Source organism: uncultured Microbacterium sp. (genome assembly GCF_963521695.1).
In the GTDB taxonomy this organism is placed as follows: Bacteria; Actinomycetota; Actinomycetes; order Actinomycetales; family Microbacteriaceae; genus Microbacterium.
The window spans coordinates 1-16,945 of record NZ_CAUQWC010000054.1 but is presented as its reverse complement, the minus strand read 5'-3'; the positions used below and the strand labels follow the sequence as shown (position 1 = coordinate 16,945).

The 16,945-nt window shown below is 70.9% G+C and carries 14 protein-coding genes; 7 read left to right on the top strand and 7 right to left on the bottom strand.

From position 1 onward, the window contains the following. The 4 genes from RWP81_RS06145 to RWP81_RS06130 all read left to right on the top strand — a co-directional run. A partial coding sequence (locus tag RWP81_RS06145) for an EboA domain-containing protein (RefSeq protein WP_314453583.1) occupies nucleotides 1-375 on the top strand: 375 nt, incomplete at its 5' end. A gap of 1 nt (nucleotide 376) precedes the next feature. Beyond that, a complete protein-coding gene (locus RWP81_RS06140; RefSeq protein ID WP_314453581.1) occupies nucleotides 377-1,261 on the top strand; it encodes a TatD family hydrolase in 885 nt (294 codons plus the stop codon). Further along, nucleotides 1,261-2,583 (top strand): metabolite traffic protein EboE, encoded by a 1,323-nt coding sequence (gene eboE, locus RWP81_RS06135; RefSeq protein WP_314453578.1) that lies wholly within the window; start codon nucleotides 1,261-1,263, stop codon nucleotides 2,581-2,583. The genes RWP81_RS06140 and eboE overlap by 1 nt, the downstream gene beginning before the upstream one ends. After that, the gene (locus RWP81_RS06130) at nucleotides 2,580-3,962 is read left to right on the top strand and encodes an alkaline phosphatase family protein (protein WP_314453575.1); all 1,383 of its coding nucleotides are present in this window, start codon (nucleotides 2,580-2,582) and stop codon (nucleotides 3,960-3,962) included. The genes eboE and RWP81_RS06130 overlap by 4 nt, the downstream gene beginning before the upstream one ends. A gap of 486 nt (nucleotides 3,963-4,448) precedes the next feature. On the opposite strand, the gene RWP81_RS06125 is transcribed toward RWP81_RS06130, so the two are convergent. The 3 genes from RWP81_RS06125 to RWP81_RS06115 form a co-directional block, all read right to left on the bottom strand. Beyond that, nucleotides 4,449-5,453 (bottom strand): sugar phosphate isomerase/epimerase family protein, encoded by a 1,005-nt coding sequence (locus RWP81_RS06125; RefSeq protein WP_314453572.1) that lies wholly within the window; start codon nucleotides 5,451-5,453, stop codon nucleotides 4,449-4,451. Between the two features lie 39 nt (nucleotides 5,454-5,492). Continuing rightward, complete coding sequence (locus RWP81_RS06120) at nucleotides 5,493-6,680, bottom strand: Gfo/Idh/MocA family oxidoreductase (protein WP_314453590.1); 1,188 nt, start codon at nucleotides 6,678-6,680, stop codon at nucleotides 5,493-5,495. 92 nt (nucleotides 6,681-6,772) lie between these two features. Beyond that, nucleotides 6,773-7,822, bottom strand: a complete 1,050-nt coding sequence (locus RWP81_RS06115; protein ID WP_314453570.1) for a substrate-binding domain-containing protein — start codon at nucleotides 7,820-7,822, stop codon at nucleotides 6,773-6,775. A 266-nt stretch (nucleotides 7,823-8,088) separates the two neighbouring features. Between RWP81_RS06115 and RWP81_RS06110 the strand changes: the two genes are divergently transcribed. From RWP81_RS06110 to RWP81_RS06100, 3 genes are all read left to right on the top strand, one after another. Then, on the top strand, nucleotides 8,089-9,609 hold the full coding sequence (locus tag RWP81_RS06110; RefSeq protein WP_314453567.1) for a sugar ABC transporter ATP-binding protein: 1,521 nt from the start codon (nucleotides 8,089-8,091) through the stop codon (nucleotides 9,607-9,609). A 50-nt stretch (nucleotides 9,610-9,659) separates the two neighbouring features. After that, complete coding sequence (locus RWP81_RS06105) at nucleotides 9,660-10,658, top strand: ABC transporter permease (protein ID WP_314453586.1); 999 nt, start codon at nucleotides 9,660-9,662, stop codon at nucleotides 10,656-10,658. A 99-nt stretch (nucleotides 10,659-10,757) separates the two neighbouring features. Then, nucleotides 10,758-11,939: an ROK family transcriptional regulator gene (locus RWP81_RS06100; protein ID WP_285137567.1), complete on the top strand. Its 1,182-nt coding sequence runs from the start codon at nucleotides 10,758-10,760 to the stop codon at nucleotides 11,937-11,939. Between the two features lie 116 nt (nucleotides 11,940-12,055). On the opposite strand, the gene RWP81_RS06095 is transcribed toward RWP81_RS06100, so the two are convergent. The 4 genes from RWP81_RS06095 to RWP81_RS06080 form a co-directional block, all read right to left on the bottom strand. Next, nucleotides 12,056-12,760: an FCD domain-containing protein gene (locus tag RWP81_RS06095; protein ID WP_314453564.1), complete on the bottom strand. Its 705-nt coding sequence runs from the start codon at nucleotides 12,758-12,760 to the stop codon at nucleotides 12,056-12,058. Between the two features lie 77 nt (nucleotides 12,761-12,837). Then, nucleotides 12,838-14,271: a GntP family transporter gene (locus RWP81_RS06090; RefSeq protein ID WP_314453562.1), complete on the bottom strand. Its 1,434-nt coding sequence runs from the start codon at nucleotides 14,269-14,271 to the stop codon at nucleotides 12,838-12,840. A gap of 35 nt (nucleotides 14,272-14,306) precedes the next feature. Next, nucleotides 14,307-15,206 carry an NAD(P)-dependent oxidoreductase gene (locus tag RWP81_RS06085; RefSeq protein ID WP_314453559.1) on the bottom strand — a complete coding sequence of 300 codons (900 nt, stop codon included), beginning with the start codon at nucleotides 15,204-15,206 and terminating at the stop codon, nucleotides 14,307-14,309. Between the two features lie 35 nt (nucleotides 15,207-15,241). Continuing rightward, nucleotides 15,242-16,675 (bottom strand): four-carbon acid sugar kinase family protein, encoded by a 1,434-nt coding sequence (locus tag RWP81_RS06080; protein ID WP_314453556.1) that lies wholly within the window; start codon nucleotides 16,673-16,675, stop codon nucleotides 15,242-15,244. Nucleotides 16,676-16,945 lie beyond the last annotated feature (270 nt).

Sequence of the window (16,945 nt, the reverse complement as noted above, 5' to 3'; positions counted from 1 at the left end):
GCCCTGTACCGACGCGGCGACGACGCCGAGCGCCGCGGGGTGCTGCGGGGGCTCGACGCGATCGCCGCTCCCTCTCCGGCGTGGCGCGACGCCGGCGTCGACCTGGTCGTGGACGCCCTCCGCGCGAACGACACCCGCCTCGTCGCCGCCGCCCTCGGACCCTTCGCCGCGGCCCACCTCGACGACCACGCGTGGCGTCACGGCGTGCTGAAGTGCGTGTTCCTCGGCATCCCCCTCTCCGTCGTGGCCGACCTGGGCGCCCATGCCGACGACGAGCTCGCCGCGATGGCCGCGCGCTTCGCCGAGGAGCGCCGCGCCGCCGGCCGCACCGTGCCCGATGACCTCACCCTCCTGCTCGCTCGTGAAAGGGCCTGACATGCGCATCTTCGATCCCCACATCCACATGACGGCGCGCACCACCGACGACTACGAGGCGATGTACGACGCCGGCGTCCGCGCCCTGGTCGAGCCGGCGTTCTGGCTCGGCCAGCCGCGCACGAGCGTCGGGTCGTTCCTGGACTACTTCGACACGTTGATCGGGTGGGAGAGGTTCCGCGCCGCGCAGTTCGGCATCCGTCATCACTGCACGATCGCCCTGAACCCGAAGGAGGCGAACGACCCCCGCTGTCGCGAGGTGATGTCGGAACTGCCTCACTACCTGGCGAAGGACGGCGTCGTCGCGGTCGGCGAGACCGGCTACGACTCGATGACCCCCGAGGAGGACGAGATCCTGCGCCAGCACCTCGCGCTCGGGATGGAGTTCGAGCTGCCCGTCCTCGTGCACACCCCGCACCGCGACAAGGCCGTCGGCACGCAGCGCACGCTCGACGTGGTCGCCGAGTCCGGCATCCCGATGGAGCACGTGCTCGTCGACCACCTCAACGAGACGTGCGTGGACGCCGTCGCCGACAGCGGCGCGTGGATGGGTTTCTCGATCTACCCCGACACCAAGATGGACGAGCAGCGCGTGGTCGCGATCATGCAGCGCATCGGGCTCGACCGCGTGATCGTCAACTCCGCAGCCGACTGGGGACGCTCCGACCCGCTGAAGACCGCCAAGACGGGACTCGCGATGCTCGACGCCGGCTTCAGCGACGACGACGTCGATCGCATCCTGTGGCGCAACCCCCGCGACTTCTACGCCCAGAGCGGCCGTGTCGACACCGATCCGATCGAGGGCTTCGCCCCGGCGAGCCAGGGGCCCGACCTGTTCGAGGGCAACTCGGTGCTGCGCGGCATCGCCTCGCGGCAGGGAGCCTGATGCACCTCTCCTATTGCACCAACGTCCATCCCGCCGAAGACCTCGCCGGCATCGTCCGCCAGCTCGACGAGCACGCGGGCCCCGTGCGCCGCGAAGCAGGTCTCGACCGGCTCGGCGTCGGACTGTGGATGCCGGTGGGCGTGGCATCCGTCCTCGCAGGCGACGCGGGAGCCCGTGAGACGCTGGCCGCCGCCCTGGAGCGCAACGGCCTCGAACTGCGCACCGTGAACGCCTTCCCCTACCGCGGATTCCACGACGACGTCGTCAAGCTCGCGGTCTACCGCCCCGACTGGACCACGCCCGAGCGCCTCAGCTACACCCTCGACTGCGCCCGGGCGCTGGCGGCGTTGCTGCCCGACGGCGCCGAGGGCAGCATCTCGACCCTGCCGCTGGGCTGGAGGGAGGGGTGGGATGCCGCGGCCGACGCCGCCGCCGAAGAGGCGCTGACCCGCCTGATCGCGGGTCTCGCCGCCCTTGAGCGCGAGACCGGCCGCACCGTGCGCGTGGGCATCGAGCCCGAGCCCGGGTGCATCCTCGACGACGTGGCCGACGTCGTGGCGTGGCTCGGCGCGCGACCCGCGCTCGTCGCCGACGGCCTGCTGGGACTGTGTCTCGACACCTGCCACCTCGCCGTGTCGTTCGCGGACCCGGGCGCCGTGGTCGCCGCTGCGACCGCCGCGGGCGTGCGCATCGTGAAGGTGCAGGCATCCGTCGCCCTCGAGGTGCCCACCCCCTCCGACCCGCGCACGGTCGCCGCGCTGCAGCCCTTCGCCGAGGAGCGATACGTGCACCAGGTGCGCAGTGCCCACGGCACGCACGCCGCCGACGACCTGCCCGAGGTGCTCGATGCTCACGAGCCCTGGCCGGCGGATCAGCCGTGGCGGGTGCACGTGCACATCCCCTTGCACGCCCGGCCGGCGGCACCGCTGCGCGCCACGACCGAGGTGCTCCTGGCAGCCGTCGACGCCGTCCTGGCGGCGCCGGGCGGCGACGAGGCGCACCTCGACGTCGAGACGTACACCTGGTCGGTGCTGCCCGCCTCCCTGCAGCCCGCGACGCTCGTCGACGGCATCGCCGCCGAGCTGCGCTGGGTGCGCGAACACCTGCCGCACGCGCTGACCGGCGCGGACCCGGATGCCGCGCCGGGCGGCGCCGTGGCATCCGGGATCCATCGCCCTCCCACCCCGGCGCCCGAGAACACACGTTCCGCGCGAGACCACGCGTTCGTGCTCGCCACCCACGTGGGGTCTCGACACGATCGTGTGATGTCGGCAGGGCTGACGGCCGGCCTCCCGGCCGAAGACGGCAGGAGCCGCGCATGAGCAAGGTCCTTCTGCTCGACATCGTGGGGCTCACCCCCCGCGCGCTCGCCGCGATGCCGCGGCTCACCGCCCTCGGCCGTTCGGGCGGTCAAACGGGACTCGACACGATCCTGCCCGCCGTCACGTGCAGTGTGCAGTCGACGATGCTCACCGGCCTCGCGCCGCGCGATCACGGCATCGTCGGCAACGGCTGGTACTTCCGGGGTCTCGGCGATCCGCTGCTGTGGCGTCAGCACAACAAGCTCGTCACCGGCGAGAAGGTGTGGGAGACCGCGCGCCGTTCGCGCCCAGACCTGCGCACCGCCAACCTCGGCTGGTGGTTCGCGATGGGCGCGACCACCGACGTCACCGTCACGCCGCGACCGATCTACCACGCCGACGGGCGTAAGAGCCCCGACGCGTACGTGAGGCCCGCGGCCCTGCACGACCAGCTCGTGGGCGCGCTGGGGGAGTTCCCGCTCTTCCAGTACTGGGGTCCGACCGCGACCATCCGCAGTAGCGCCTGGCTCGCCGAGGCGACACGCGGCATGATCACCGAACGGTGGGGACCCGCGCCCGACCTCGCGATGGCCTACCTGCCCCACCTCGACTACGACCTGCAGCGCCTCGGACCCGACGGCGCCGAGGCCGACCGCGCCGCGCGCGAGCTCGATGACACCATCGCCCCCCTGCTCGACGACGCCCTCGATCGCGGGTACACCGTCGTCGCGGTGTCGGAGTACGGCATCGAGCAGGCGTCGCGCCCCGTCGACGTCAACCGGGCGTTGCGGCGGGAGGGCCTGCTCGAGGTCTACGTGCAGGACGGCCGCGAGCAGCTCGACCCGTGGACCTCACGCGCATTCGCCGTCGCCGACCATCAGGTGGCCCATGTCTACGTGACCGATGCCGCGGACCTCCCGCGCGTCGCGGCGCTGCTGCGCGGGCTCGAGGGAGTCGACGAGGTGCTCGACCGTGAGGCGCAGGCACGATACGGCCTCGACCACGAGCGCTCCGGCGACCTCGTGGTGGTGGCCGAGCCCGGCGCGTGGTTCACCTACTACTTCTGGCTCGACGACGACCGCGCGCCCGAGTACGCCCGCGGCGTCGACATCCACCGCAAGCCCGGGTACGACCCCGCCGAGCTGTTCTTCGACCCCGCCGACCGCCTCGCCAAGGCCAAGGCCGGGGTGAACCTGGTGAAGAAGAAGCTGGGCCTGCGCTACGCGATGAGCACGGTGCCGCTCGACCCCTCGTGCGTGCGGGGCACCCACGGGCGCCTGCCCTCGTCGCGGTCGGACGCGCCGATGGTGGTGACGAGCGATGCGGGGCTGCTCCCCGACGTCGAGGCGGTGCCCGCGGCCGGGGTCCGCGATCTCGTGCTGCGCGGGCTCGGCGTCTGACGCGCCCGCCGGGCACAACGCAGGAAAGAGCCGGCTTCTGCGCGTCTGCGCACCGCAGAGAACGGCGTTGTCGGTGGAAATCTCCTGCGTTGTGTCCGCGGCGCCCGTCGATAGCGGCCCCGGTGGTCCATCCACGTCCCGGGGCCCTGCCGCAGCGCTCCGGCGACGCCGCTTCGGACACGACGCAGGAGTTTCCGTCCCGCATCCGCCCACCATGTGGCCGGGACGGGGTCGCGCGGCCGGATCTCCTGCGTTGTGTCGCGGGGAGGGGGCGACAGTGACTTCGACGGTCTCAGCCGTCGGGAGTGCGGCGGCGGCGCCGAATCTCCTGCGTTGTGTCCGCTGGGCCCCCCGCCCGCGGCGGAGCGCGACGGTTCCGGCGGCTTCGACCGGCGCAGCGACCGTCGCCGCGCCACGGGGAAGGCGAAAGGGCCGGATGCCCCACGCACCCGGCCCCTCCGTGGGTCGCTTCCGCAGCCCCCCCGTTCAGCGCTGGCTGAACGCCGCGTCGAACGCCGCGCCCGACGGCTCGTACGTCGACAGCTTCCGCACGAAGCCGAGCGCCTCGGGCGCTCCAACCAGGCGGTCCATTCCCGCATCCTCCCACTCGACCGACAGCGGACCGTCGTAGCCGATGGCGTTGAGCATGCGGAACGCGTCCTCCCACGGCACGTCGCCGTGACCGGTGGAGATGAAGTCCCAGCCGCGCCGCGGATCCGCCCACGGCAGGTGCGACGCCAGGCGGCCGTTGCGCCCGTTGGTCAGGCGCTTCTTGGTGTCTTTGCAGTGCACGTGGAAGATCTTGTCCTGGAAGTCCCAGAGGAACGCGACCGGATCGATGTCCTGCCAGACCATGTGCGAGGGGTCCCAGTTCAGCCCGAACGCCTCGCGGTGGCCGATGGCCTCGAGCGCCCGCTTCGTGGTCCAGTAGTCGTAGGCGATCTCCGAGGGGTGCACCTCGTGCGCGAAGCGCACGCCGACCTCGTCGAACACGTCGAGGATCGGGTTCCAGCGGTCGGCGAAGTCCTGGTAGCCGGCGTCCACCATCTGCTCGGTGGCGGGCGGGAACATCGCGACGTACTTCCAGATGCTCGAACCGGTGAAGCCCGTGACGGTCTTCACCCCCAGCTTGGATGCCAGCCGCGCGGTGTTCTTGAGCTCTTCGGCGGCGCGCTGACGCACGCCCTCCGGGTCGCCGTCGCCCCACACGCGGTCCGACACGATGTCGCGGTGGCGCTGGTCGATGGGGTCGTCACAGACGACCTGACCCTTGAGGTGGTTGGAGATGGTCCAGACCGAAAGTCCGTTGCGCTCGAGCACGTCGAGCTTCCCCTGTACGTACTCCTCGTCGTCCCAGCGCCAGGGGTCGAGGTGGTCGCCCCAGCAGGCGATCTCGAGGCCGTCGTAGCCCCACTCACCGGCGAGGCGTGCGACCTCGTCGAAGGGCAGGTCGGCCCACTGGCCGGTGAACAGCGTGATCGGTCGCGTCATCGCGGAAGTCCTCTCATCGGTGCGGATCGGGGATGCGACTCAGGATGCCGCGAGCACGCGGTCGGCGGAAGCGAGAACCGGCGCCGCCTCCACGCCCGTCCAGACGCCGTCGGCCTCGGAGCTGCGCGCCACGGCATCCAGCACCTCCTGCACGTGCAGGCCGTCGGCGAACGAGGGCCGGGGGTCGTCGCCCGCAGCTACCGCCTCCACGAAGTCTTTCGCCTGGTGCGAGAAACCGTGCTCGTAGCCGAGCATGTGGCCCGCGGGCCACCAGGCGCCGACGTAGGGGTGTCCGGGCTCGGTGACGAGGATGCGGCGGAAGCCCTGCTCGGTGTCGGGGAGGGTCGCGTCGTAGTACTGGAGTTCGTTGGGGCTCTCGAGGTCGAACGAGAGCGAGCCGAGGGAGCCGGCGATCTCGACGCGCAGGCCGTTCTTGCGGCCGAGGCGGAAGCGGGAGGCCTCGAACGAGGCGAGGGCGCCGGACTCCAGGCGACCGGTGAAGAGGGCGAGGTCGTCGACGGTCACGGCGCCGCGCTCGGTGCCCGCCGAACCCGACAGGCCCGACGACGAAGCGAGCACGGGGCGCTCGGCCACGATCGTCTCGAGCACGCCCGCGACGCGGGTCAGGCGCTGACCGGTCATGAACTCGGTGATGTCGACGGCGTGTGCGCCGATGTCGCCGAGGGCGCCGGAACCGGCGCGGTCCTTCTGCAGGCGCCACGTGAGGGGGGCTTCCGCGTCGCTCAGCCAGTCCTGCAGATACTCGGCGCGCACCTGGCGGATGTCGCCCAGGCGGCCGGCGGCGATGAGGTCGCGCGCGAAGGTGGTCGCGGGAAGGCGGCGGTAGGTGAAACCCACCATCGACCGGATGCCGTTGGCGGCGGCGGCCGCCGCGGCATCCGCCATCCGTCGGGCCTCGTCGACGGTGTTGGCCAGGGGCTTCTCGCACAGCACGTGCTTGCCGGCCTCGAGGGCGGCGATCGCGATCTCGGCGTGCGTGTCACCGGGGGTGACGATGTCGACGACGTCGATGTCGTCACGCTCGAGCACCTCGCGCCAGTCGGTCGAGCTCTCGGCCCACCCCCAGGTCTCGGCCGCGGCCCGTGTGCGGGCGGCGTCGCGTCCGACGAGGACGCTCATCTCGGGGGCGAGGGGGAGATCGAAGAAGCGGGGAGCGACGCGCCATCCCTGGGAGTGCGCGGCGCCCATGAATCCCGCGCCGATCATGGCGATGCGAAGGTGCTGGGTCACGATGAGGTCTTTCTGTGGGGGGAACGAGGACGGGGCGTCCGCGGCGAGCGCGGACGCCCCGAACCAGGTCAGGACTCGAACGACAGATCGATGAAGGACGCCACGTTGTCCTTCGTCACGACCGGTGCGTCCAGCACGATGCGGTTGGGCACGCTCGGGGTGATGAGGTCGCCCGCGGTCTTGCCCTGGGCGATGAGGCGCGCGAGCGCGATGCCGTCGGCGGCCTGCGTCGAGGGGTAGATGACCGTCGCCTGCAGCGGGGTGTCGCCGGCCTCGATGGCCTCCATGGCGTTGCGGCTACCGGCGCCGCCGACCATGAAGAACTCGTTGCGACCCGACGCCGTGATGGCGGCGAGCACGCCGATGCCCTGGTCGTCGTCGTGGTTCCAGATGGCGTCGATCTTCGGGTTGGCCGAGAGCAGCTGCGAGGTGGACGACTCGCCGCCCTGCACGGTGAAGTCGGCGGCGACGCGCGGGCCGACCTCGAGACCGCAGTCCGAGAGGGCGTCGGCGAAGCCCGCCGAGCGGTCCTGGGTCAGCGGCAGCGAGTCGATGCCGGCGATCTCGGCGACGACGGCGTCGCTGGTGCCCTCGAGCTGCGCGCAGATGTAGGTGCCGGCGCTGACGCCCATGCCGTAGTTGTCACCGAGCACGGTCGAGCGAGCGGCGAAGGGGCTGGAGAACTCGCGGTCGACGTTGATGACCGGGATGCCGGCCTCCATCGCCTTGATCGCGACCTCGGTGAGGGCGGCACCGTCGCTGGGCAGCAGGACGATGGCGTCCACCCCGTTGTTGATGAAGGTCTCGACGGCGGCGATCTGCGCGTTGACGTCGTTGGTGCCCTCGGCGACCTGCAGGTCGACGTCGGGGAAGCTCTCGGCTGCGGCGAGCGCGCCGGAGTTGATGGCGCCGAGCCATCCGTGGTCGGCGGCGGGGCCGGAGAAGCCGATCGTGACGGTGTCGCCGGCGGCGACGTTCTCTTCGGTGCTGGTGCCCTGGTCGACGACGTTCTCGGCGTCGTTGTTGGAGCTCGTGCAACCGGCGAGCAGGCCGACCGACGCGAGGACGGCGACTCCGGTGAGAACGAGACGGGAACGCGACTTCATCTGTGAGCGCATGTACTTCCTCCTTGAAATGTGATGCAGCGGGGGTCGTCGCGGACGCGGGTCGTCCCGAAGGAAGGGTCCACTCTGACGCCGCTCACGCTAGCAGAAGTATCGGTTCAGTAGTCAACTTTTGATATTGAGCCGATAAAAGTAGCGGGCGCCCTCGCCTCCGACCGTCTCGCGAGGCGTTCATGCGGCGAGCGTCGGGGTGAGCCGGCGCGCTGTCCCCGCATTTATGCGTGTCGCGCGTCGGAGATCCAGCGTGTTATGTTCGCTCCGTGATCAAAGTTGACCATGCGTCGTCATTACTCCTCGTCCGCGGCGTCACGAAGTCTTTCGCCGGGGTGCACGCCCTGCGCGGCGTCGACCTCGACGTGCGCGCCGGTGAGGTGCACTGCGTGCTCGGCCAGAACGGCGCGGGCAAGTCCACCCTCATCAAGACGCTCGCGGGGGTCCACCGGCCCGACGGCGGTGTGATCACGTGGCAGGGGGAGGACGTCGAGATCGCCGACCCGCAGGCGGCGATCGACCTCGGCATCGCCACGATGTACCAGGAGCTCGACGTCGTCGACGGTCTCACGATCGCCGAGAACATCTTCCTCGGGCACGAGCTCGCCCGCGGCGGCTTCACGAAGCGCTCCGCCGCGGCGCGACAGACCACCGAGCTGCTGCGTCGCCTGGGGCACGCGAGCCTGTCGCCGCACACCGAGGTCGGCTCGCTCAGCGCCGCCAACAAGCAGATCGTGAGCATGGCGCGCGCGCTGTCGCACGACATCAAGCTCATCATCATGGACGAGCCGTCGGCCGTGCTCGACAGCGAAGAGGTGAAGAACCTCTTCGCCGTCGTGCGCGAGCTGACCTCCGAGGGCATCGCGGTCGTCTACATCACGCACCGCCTCGAGGAGATCCGTGAGATCGGCGACCGGATCACGGTGCTCAAGGACGGGCGCACGACCGCGGTGGGACTCCCCGCCGCGGAGACGCCGAAGTCCGAGCTCATCCGCCTGATGACCGGTCGCGAGATCACCAACGTCTTCCCCGAACGCGCGCCGATCGCAGCCGACGCCCCCGTCGTCCTCGAGGTGAAGGACCTCGCGCTCCCGGGCGTCTTCTCCGACGTCTCCTTCACCGTCCGCGCGGGAGAAGTGGTGGGACTGGCCGGTCTCGTCGGGTCGGGTCGCTCCGAGATCCTCGAGACGGTGTACGGCGCGCGCCGTTCCTCGAGCGGCAGCGTCAGCGTGAAGGGGCGCACCCTTCCGCGTGGATCCGTGTTCGCCGCGGTCCGCGCCGGGGTGGGCCTGTCCCCCGAGGAGCGCAAGAGCCAGGGCCTCGTCCTCGACGAGCCGATCTACGTCAACGCCACGCTCGCCTCGATGTCACGGTTCGCCAAGGGCGGGTTCCTCGACGACCGCTCCGCGCGACGGGTCGCCGTGGAGCAGATCGACGCTCTCGAGCTGCGCCCCGCCGACCCCGACCGTGCGGCACGCACGCTCTCCGGCGGCAACCAGCAGAAGATCCTTCTCGCCCGCTGGCTCATCCACGGCACCGAGGTCCTGCTGCTCGACGAGCCCACCCGCGGCGTCGATGTCGGCGCACGCGCGGAGATCTACGCGCTCATCCGCGACCTCGCCGCCGCCGGCAACGCCGTCGTCGTGGTCTCGAGCGAAATCGAAGAAGTGCTGGGTCTCGCCGACGTCGTCCTCGTCGTGGCCGACGGCCAGATCCTCCGCACGCTCCCCTCCCACCAGATCGACGAGCACGGCGTGCTCGACCTCGTCATGAAAGGATCCGCCGCGTGAGCGAGCCGACCACCCCGACCCGTGTACGCACGGTTCCCGCCGAGGCCGGCATGACGCCGGCCTCCCCCTCATCGGCCTCGCCGGTACGGAAGTTCTTCTCCGGTTCCGCCGGCCGCAACATCGGCCTCGTCGTCGCCCTCGTGGTGATGATGATCGTCGGAGCCATCTCCGCTCCGGGCACCTTCCTCACGGTCGACAACATCTTCGTGATCCTCCGCCAGGCCTCGATCACCGGCGTCGTGGCCATCGCCATGACCCTCGTCATCATCGCCGGCGGCATCGACCTGTCGGTCGGATCGGTCGTGGGCCTCGCATCCGTCGTCGGCACCCTCGCGGTCGTGCAGGATCTGGCCGATTCGATGCACTGGATCGTCTTCGTGATCTTCGCGCTCGCCGTGGGCGCTCTCGCGGGCCTGATCAACGGCATCGTCATCGCCTACGGCAACGTCGTGGCGTTCATGGCGACCCTGGCGATGCTCGTGGGGGCGCGAGGTCTCGCCGAGATCCTCGCCGAGCGCCGCACCCTCGTCGTCGAGGACCGCAGCTTCATCACCTTCATGAACTCCGACATCCTCGGCGTGAACATGCTCGTCTGGATCTTCGCGATCGTGGCGGTGCTCGGCTGGGTGCTGCTGAACCGCACCACCTTCGGCCGTCGCACCATCGCCATCGGCGGAAACCGCGAGGCCGCGCGCCTGGCGGGTATCAACGTCAAGCGCCACGTCATGTGGCTGTACGTGCTCGTGGGCCTCGCCTCCGGTATCGCCGGGGTCATGTTCCTCGGGCGCACCACCGCGGGAAGCTCCACCAACGGTCAGCTCCTCGAGCTCGACGTGATCGCGGCGGTCGTCGTCGGCGGGACGCTCCTCGTGGGCGGTCGCGGAACGATCACCGGCACCGTGTTCGGCGTGCTGATCTTCGCGACGCTCACGAACGTGTTCATCCAGAACAATCTGTCTTCCTCGGTCCAGGCGGTGGCGAAAGGTGTCATCATCGTGGTCGCGGTGCTCTTGCAGCAGCGCTTCTCCCGCCCTCCCGGACGGAGCTGACAGACCTTGTGCCGATGGCGGCTGCGTAATGTGCGTAGTCGCCTTCGGCATGTGGATCGAACGCATGTCAACTAATGGTGTACTGAGGGCGTGAAGAGGATGACGACAGATTCCGTGCAGTCGGTCAACGGCGTGAGCCAGTTGTTCCAGCTGCTGCGAGACGGGGTCCCGCGCACCCGCGCGGAACTGGCCAAGTCCACCGGCCTGGCACGGTCCACCGTCGCCGTACGCGTCGACGAACTCATGCGGATGGGTCTGATCACGCCGGTCGCCGACGCCGTGTCCACCGGCGGGCGCCCGCCGTCGCAGTTCGCGATCAACCCCGCCGCCAAGGTCGTCGTCGCCGTCGATCTCGGCGCCTCGCACGGCACGGTCGCGATCGCCGACCTCACCGGAAAGGTGCTGTCGGAGAAGACCGGCGAGATCGACATCGCGCTCGGCCCCGAGCCGGTGCTCACCTGGCTCGTCGAGACGGCATCCGTCCTGCTCACCGAATCGGGGCGCTCGGCCTCCGACGTCGCGGCCATGGGCATCGGCGTCCCCGGACCCGTCGAGCATTCGACCGGGCAGCCCGTGAACCCCCCGATCATGCCCGGCTGGGATCGCTTCGACATCCCCGGCTGGATCAACCGCCACATGCCGGTGCCCGTGCTCGTCGACAACGACGTCAACATCATGGCGCTCGGCGAACGCAGCGTCGCCTGGCCCGCCGTCGAGCACTTCATGTTCGTCAAGGTCGCCACCGGCATCGGCACCGGCATCATCTCCGACGGACGTCTGCAGCGCGGCGCCCAGGGCATCGCCGGCGACATCGGTCACGTGCAGGTCGCGCGCGGCGCCGACATCCCGTGCCAGTGCGGCAATCGCGGATGCCTCGAGGCACTGGCATCCGGTCCCGCCATCGCCCGCGCCCTGCGGGCGCAGGGGATCGAAGCGCACACCGGCTCCGACGTCGTCGACCTGGTCAAGCGCGGCAACATCGACGCCATCCAGGCCGTGCGCCAGGCCGGCCGCGACATCGGCGAGGTGCTCACGACGTGCGTCAGCCTGATGAACCCGTCGGTCATCGCCATCGGCGGCTCGATGGCGCGCGTCGGCGAGCACCTGATCGCGGGCGTGCGCGAGGTCGTCTACACCCGCTCCACGCCGCTGGCCACCGAGTACCTCTCGATCGTGCAGTCCGTGGCGGCCGAGAACGCCGCGGTCATCGGCGCGAGCATGCTCGCCGTCGAGCACGCCCTCGCACCCGAGTCGTTGAACGCCGCGTTCCTGCGGGCTTGACGGGTCCGGCGCGACTCCTGCGGATCGGGCGTCGGATGCCGGTTCGTGGTCGCCGCGATGCCAGATCGCAGGAGTCGTGCGCGCAGCCGCGCGGACACCCCTCGTCCGGCCGCGGGTCACTCGTCGTGGGGCAGGATGTGCCGGCGCAGGTCGTCGAGTGTCTGCTGCATGTGCCGGTCCATCGCGCGACGCGCCGTTTCGGGATCGCCGCCGCGCAGCGCCTCGAGCACGTGGGCGTGCTCTGCGATGGCGTTCTGCTGGATGACGCGTACGCGCGACGTCTGCGCCCGCCGCTCCGACAGCACCTCGGTGAGGGGTGCGAACATCACCGTGAGGAACGGGTTGCGCGAGGCCGCGAGGATGCGGTCGTGGAACGACAGGTCGGCGGCCACGAACGAGACCAGGTCGTCGGAGGCATGGGCGGTGCGCATCGTCTCGAGATCCGCGGCGATCGCCTCGACCTCGTCGGGCTGCGCACGCTCGGCGGCGAGGGCCGCAGCGCCGGTCTCGAAGATGCGGCGGAGCTCGATCAGCTGCTCGGCGGCGGAGGAGTCGCCGTCGGCGGAGGTGGCGGCCAGCACGGCGCTGAGCGACGTCCAGCGGGCGAGCGGCTGGACGAACGAACCACGGCCGCTCTCGACCCGCACGATGCCCCGCGTCTGAAGGACCTTCACGGCCTCCCGAACGGTCACGCGGCTGACGTCGAACCGCTCGCCGAGGTCGTTCTCGCTGGGCAGCGCCTTGTCGGCGAGGAGGCGGCGCGCGACGATGTCGTCGAAGAGCCCATCGACGACCTCGTCGACACGTGAACGTCGCGTCATGGCATCCCCCTCGCCATCCAACCTAATCGCCGGGCCGGGGAACAACGGTCCCCGACCCGGCGTGCGGAGCGAGCAGGTCAGCCCGCGAGCGCGAACACCGCCCAGGTGAGCAGGAAGCCGGCGACACCGAGGATGGTCGTCAGCACCGTCCAGGTGCGGAGGCCGTCGGCCACGGTGAGCCCGAGGTAGCGCGTGACGATCCAGAAACCTGCGTCGGTCACCATCGACAGGCCCAACGAGCCGAAGCCGACGGCCACAGCGACGGCGGCGATCTGCACCGGGCTGTAACCGGCCTCGGCGACGGCGGCCGACAGCAGGCTCGCCGTTGTCACGATGGCGACGGTCGCCGATCCCTGTGCGGCGCGGAGAGCCAGGGTGATCAGGAACGCCGCTCCGAGCAGGGGCACGCCGAAGTCCTCCAGCGTCACCGACAGCGCGGTACCGATCCCCGAGGCCTGCAGCACGGCGCCGAACACGCCACCGCCGGCGACGACCAGCAGGATCGATGCGATCGGGGGCATCGAGCTCTCGAAGACCTCGTTCGTGCGCGCGAGGCCCCAGCGGCGACGAACGGGCAGAACGAAGAACGCCACGATCACGGCCACGAGGAGCGCGAGCGCCGGCGTGCCGATGAAGGTCGCGATGCCGCGCCCGGCGGATCCGGCCGGGAGGCTCAGCGACAGCATGGTGCCGACGAGGATCTGCACGATGGGCAGCGCGATGAGACCGATGACGGTGCCGGTGCTGGGCGGCGCCATGACCGTGCCATCGGCGCGGCGGGATTCGATGACCGTCGTCGTCTCGCCGAACTCGGCCATCTGGGCGGCGACGCGCGGCGCCATGTCGTACTCCCGGCGATTCATGATGCGGGCGACCCAGAAGCAGAGGAAGCCGAGCACGGCGCAGATCGGCAGGGCGATCGCGGTGACCAGGCCCAGGTCTGCTCCGAAGACGCCGGCCCCCGCGACGATGCCGGGGTGCGGCGGCACCGCCACGTGCACGGCGAGCATGAGGCCGAACATGGGCAGGCCGAAGACGATGGGCCTCACGCCGGCGATCTTGCTGAACGCGTAGAGGATCGGAACCAGCACGATCACGCCGACCTCGAAGAACACGGGGATGGCGACGACGAACGCCACGATCGTCAGGGCGATGGCCACGCGGCGGGGTCCGAGGCGTTCGGTGAAACTCTCCGCGAGCCGCTGCACACCGCCCGACACCTCGATGAGGCGGCCGAGGATGGCGCCCAACGCGATGATGATGAGCACCTTGCCCATCGTGGAGCCGACGCCGTTCGCGACGAGGGTGAAGACGTCGCCGGCCGGGATCTGCGCCGAGATGGCGACCACGACGCTGGTGATGAGCAGCGCCACGAACGCGTGCACCTTGAACAGGATGATGAGCACCAGCAGCAGGGCGATGCCCGCGGCGGCGATGGCCAGCAGCGGGCCGGTGCCGAACTCCACCGCGGGGGCGATGGGCGGCGTGTCGGCCGTGAGGATGAGAGGCATATCGGGATCTCCTTCGATTCCTGAGGTGGGCGGCGTCAGCCGTGGCGACGGGCGGGGGCGACCGCGCGGATGACGGCGGAGTCGTCGTGGGAGCCGAGACCCTGCGAACGACCGCTGAGGTAGAGCTGCTCGGCGGCGGCGGCGACCGGGGTGGGAAGACCGAGGCGGCGCGCGGCGTCGCCGACGATTCCCATGTCCTTGACGAAGATGTCGAGCGCGCTGAGCACCTCGGCGCCCTCGTCGTCGTAGGCCTGCAGCATGCGGGGGCCGCGGTTGCCCAGCATGAACGACGCTGCCGCCCCGCCCATCAATGCGTCGAGTGTCTTCTCCGGATCGAGGCCCAGGGCGTCGGCCAGGGCGAGCGCCTCGCCGGCGGCGGCGATGTGCACGCCGCAGAGCAGCTGGTTCACGGTCTTCAACGCCTGGCCGTCTCCGGCGTTGTCGCCGACGACGGTGAGAGTGGATGCCAGGAGCTCCAGCACGGGTGCGGCCTTCTCGCGCGCGGCGGGGGAGGCGCCCACGACGATGAGCAGGTCACCGTGACCTGCCCGCACGGGGCCGCCCGACAGTGGCGCGTCGACGAGGTCGATGTCGGACGCGGCGAGGCGCTCGGCGACCGGGCGGACGCCGGCGGTGCCGACGGTGCTGGTGAGGATGACGACGGAGCCCGGTCGGAGCGCGGTCGCGATGCCGGACTCGCCGAAGAGCACGTCGTCGAGCTGGTACTGGTCGCGCACGGCGAGCAGCACCGCGTCGGCGTCGGCGACAGCCGCCCGCGCGGACGGGAACGGCGTGACGCCCTGCTCCTCGGCGAGGGCGAGGCGGGCGGGGGCGATGTCGAAGCCGTGGACGGTGAGGCCCGTGGCCAGGCGGGTGGCCATGGGCAGCCCCATGGCGCCCAGGCCCAGAACGGTGACGGTGTAGTCGGTGGTCATGCGGAAAGCTCCTTCGCTTGCGGGGTCGAGAGGGGTCAGCGGCCGGTCGTGGCCGCGCGGGTGAGGGTGGAGACGACGTGGGCGAGCGCGTCGTCGTCGCCCACGTTGCCGGCGAAGACGACGTACGGGATGCCGGCGGCCGGGCCGTCGACCGGCTCCCACAGCGAGATGATCCCGGGCAGCATGGGTCCGCGGACGGTCGCGCGGTGCATGGACAGCCCGTGGGCGGCGACGTCGCTGGAGGTGATGCCGCCCTTCGCCACGACGAAGCGCGGACGGGTGCGGCCGGTGACCTCTTTCACCACGTCGACGACGGCGGCCGATACGGTGCGGGCGATGTGGAGGCTGTCGTCGGCGGTGGCGGCGGTGGTCACGGTGCGGGTCGTGCTCACCACGACGTCGCCCGCCTCGAGCTCACCCACGACCCGGTCGGCGATGCCGTGCAGATACGCGGGCGCGTCGGCGGGGTCGAGCACTCGCGCGACGTCGATCTCGACGTCGGTGAGGTGGGGGGTGCGCTCGCGCAGCCGAGCGAGCTGCCGGGTGGTCACCGCGACGTGGGAGCCGACGACAATCAGCCCGCCGCGGTCGGCGCCGCTGTCGGGGAAGATCTCCGCGGCGGTGAGGGGATCGCGGCGCTCGGCGCCGATGCGGGCGCGGACGAAGGGCGGTCCGACGCGAGAGAGCAGCGTCTTGCCGCGCCGACGTGCCTCGATCAGACCGAGCGAGATGAGCCGCAGGTCGTCTTCGGTCACGACGTCGCACACGATGGGCGTGCGGTCCACGGCATCCTGGATCGCGTCGGCCACCGCGTCGGCGCCGGAGCGGACGACGGCGAGGTCGACGACGATGACCGAGTCGGCGGGATACCGGCCGCCGGACTTCTCGTCCACCCAGGCCGCGAGTTCGGAGCTGCGGTAGCCGAATGTCGCATCGCGGGCGAACTCGGTTTCGCCGATCGGCTGCAGGTCATCGCCGTCGCGCATGTAGTGGACGCCGCCGATGGTGACCCGGCCCGCATCGGGGAAGGCGGGCACGATCACGACGCCGTCGACCGCGCGGCCCCCGGCGGCGACGATCGCGTCGGCGAGGCTGTCGGGTTCGAGCGGGAAGTGGCCGCGGAGGGTGGAGTCGCCGCGACTGACGAACTCGACCTCGATCCCCGCGTCGGCGGCGGCGGAGAGGGCGTTGCGCGCCACCTCGAGATTGCGGGCCCGGGCATCGTCTTCGCCCAGGCTGCGGGCGTTCGTCAGCACGTAGACGGCCGGGGCGTCGGTGGCGAAGACCGCGACGAAGTCCTCGGTACCCCAGCGCGTGAGAACGGGGAGGTCGGCGACCGACTGCGTCCCGGTCGGGTCGTCGTCCAGCACCACGAGGCGGGAGCCGAGTGCCAGGGAGGCCGAGCGCACGTCGGCGGCGTCAACCGACCGGTTGGCAGGGAAACCGCGGAGGGCGTCTTCGTCGTTCATCGTCTCACTCCTTCGTGGATTGACCATCAGTGGTCAGGTGTCAGCCATCATATGGCTTGCACGAAGATGAGGCAATGTTCGGTTCGGTGCGGGCGACACGCCACGCGGCGGTCACGCCCACGCCGCGTGTCGGAGCCGGCCACGCCGCCGCGCGCGACCACGGGCGAGGTGGGGAAGGGCCCGCCCCGTCGCCGACGGATACGACGACGCCCGCCGTGCCGGAAGCACGACGGGCGTCTATGTCGTCACCCGCGGCGCGAGGTGTCCCTC

Coding starts and splice junctions, on each gene's coding strand:
- RWP81_RS06140 (WP_314453581.1), top strand. CDS start 377: ATGCGCATCTTCGATCCCCACATCCACATGACGGCGCGCACCACCGAC.
- eboE (WP_314453578.1), top strand. CDS start 1,261: ATGCACCTCTCCTATTGCACCAACGTCCATCCCGCCGAAGACCTCGCC.
- RWP81_RS06130 (WP_314453575.1), top strand. CDS start 2,580: ATGAGCAAGGTCCTTCTGCTCGACATCGTGGGGCTCACCCCCCGCGCG.
- RWP81_RS06125 (WP_314453572.1), bottom strand. CDS start 5,453: ATGACGCGACCGATCACGCTGTTCACCGGCCAGTGGGCCGACCTGCCC.
- RWP81_RS06120 (WP_314453590.1), bottom strand. CDS start 6,680: ATGATCGGCGCGGGATTCATGGGCGCCGCGCACTCCCAGGGATGGCGC.
- RWP81_RS06115 (WP_314453570.1), bottom strand. CDS start 7,822: ATGCGCTCACAGATGAAGTCGCGTTCCCGTCTCGTTCTCACCGGAGTC.
- RWP81_RS06105 (WP_314453586.1), top strand. CDS start 9,660: ATGACGCCGGCCTCCCCCTCATCGGCCTCGCCGGTACGGAAGTTCTTC.
- RWP81_RS06100 (WP_285137567.1), top strand. CDS start 10,758: ATGACGACAGATTCCGTGCAGTCGGTCAACGGCGTGAGCCAGTTGTTC.
- RWP81_RS06095 (WP_314453564.1), bottom strand. CDS start 12,760: ATGACGCGACGTTCACGTGTCGACGAGGTCGTCGATGGGCTCTTCGAC.
- RWP81_RS06090 (WP_314453562.1), bottom strand. CDS start 14,271: ATGCCTCTCATCCTCACGGCCGACACGCCGCCCATCGCCCCCGCGGTG.
- RWP81_RS06085 (WP_314453559.1), bottom strand. CDS start 15,206: ATGACCACCGACTACACCGTCACCGTTCTGGGCCTGGGCGCCATGGGG.
- RWP81_RS06080 (WP_314453556.1), bottom strand. CDS start 16,675: ATGAACGACGAAGACGCCCTCCGCGGTTTCCCTGCCAACCGGTCGGTT.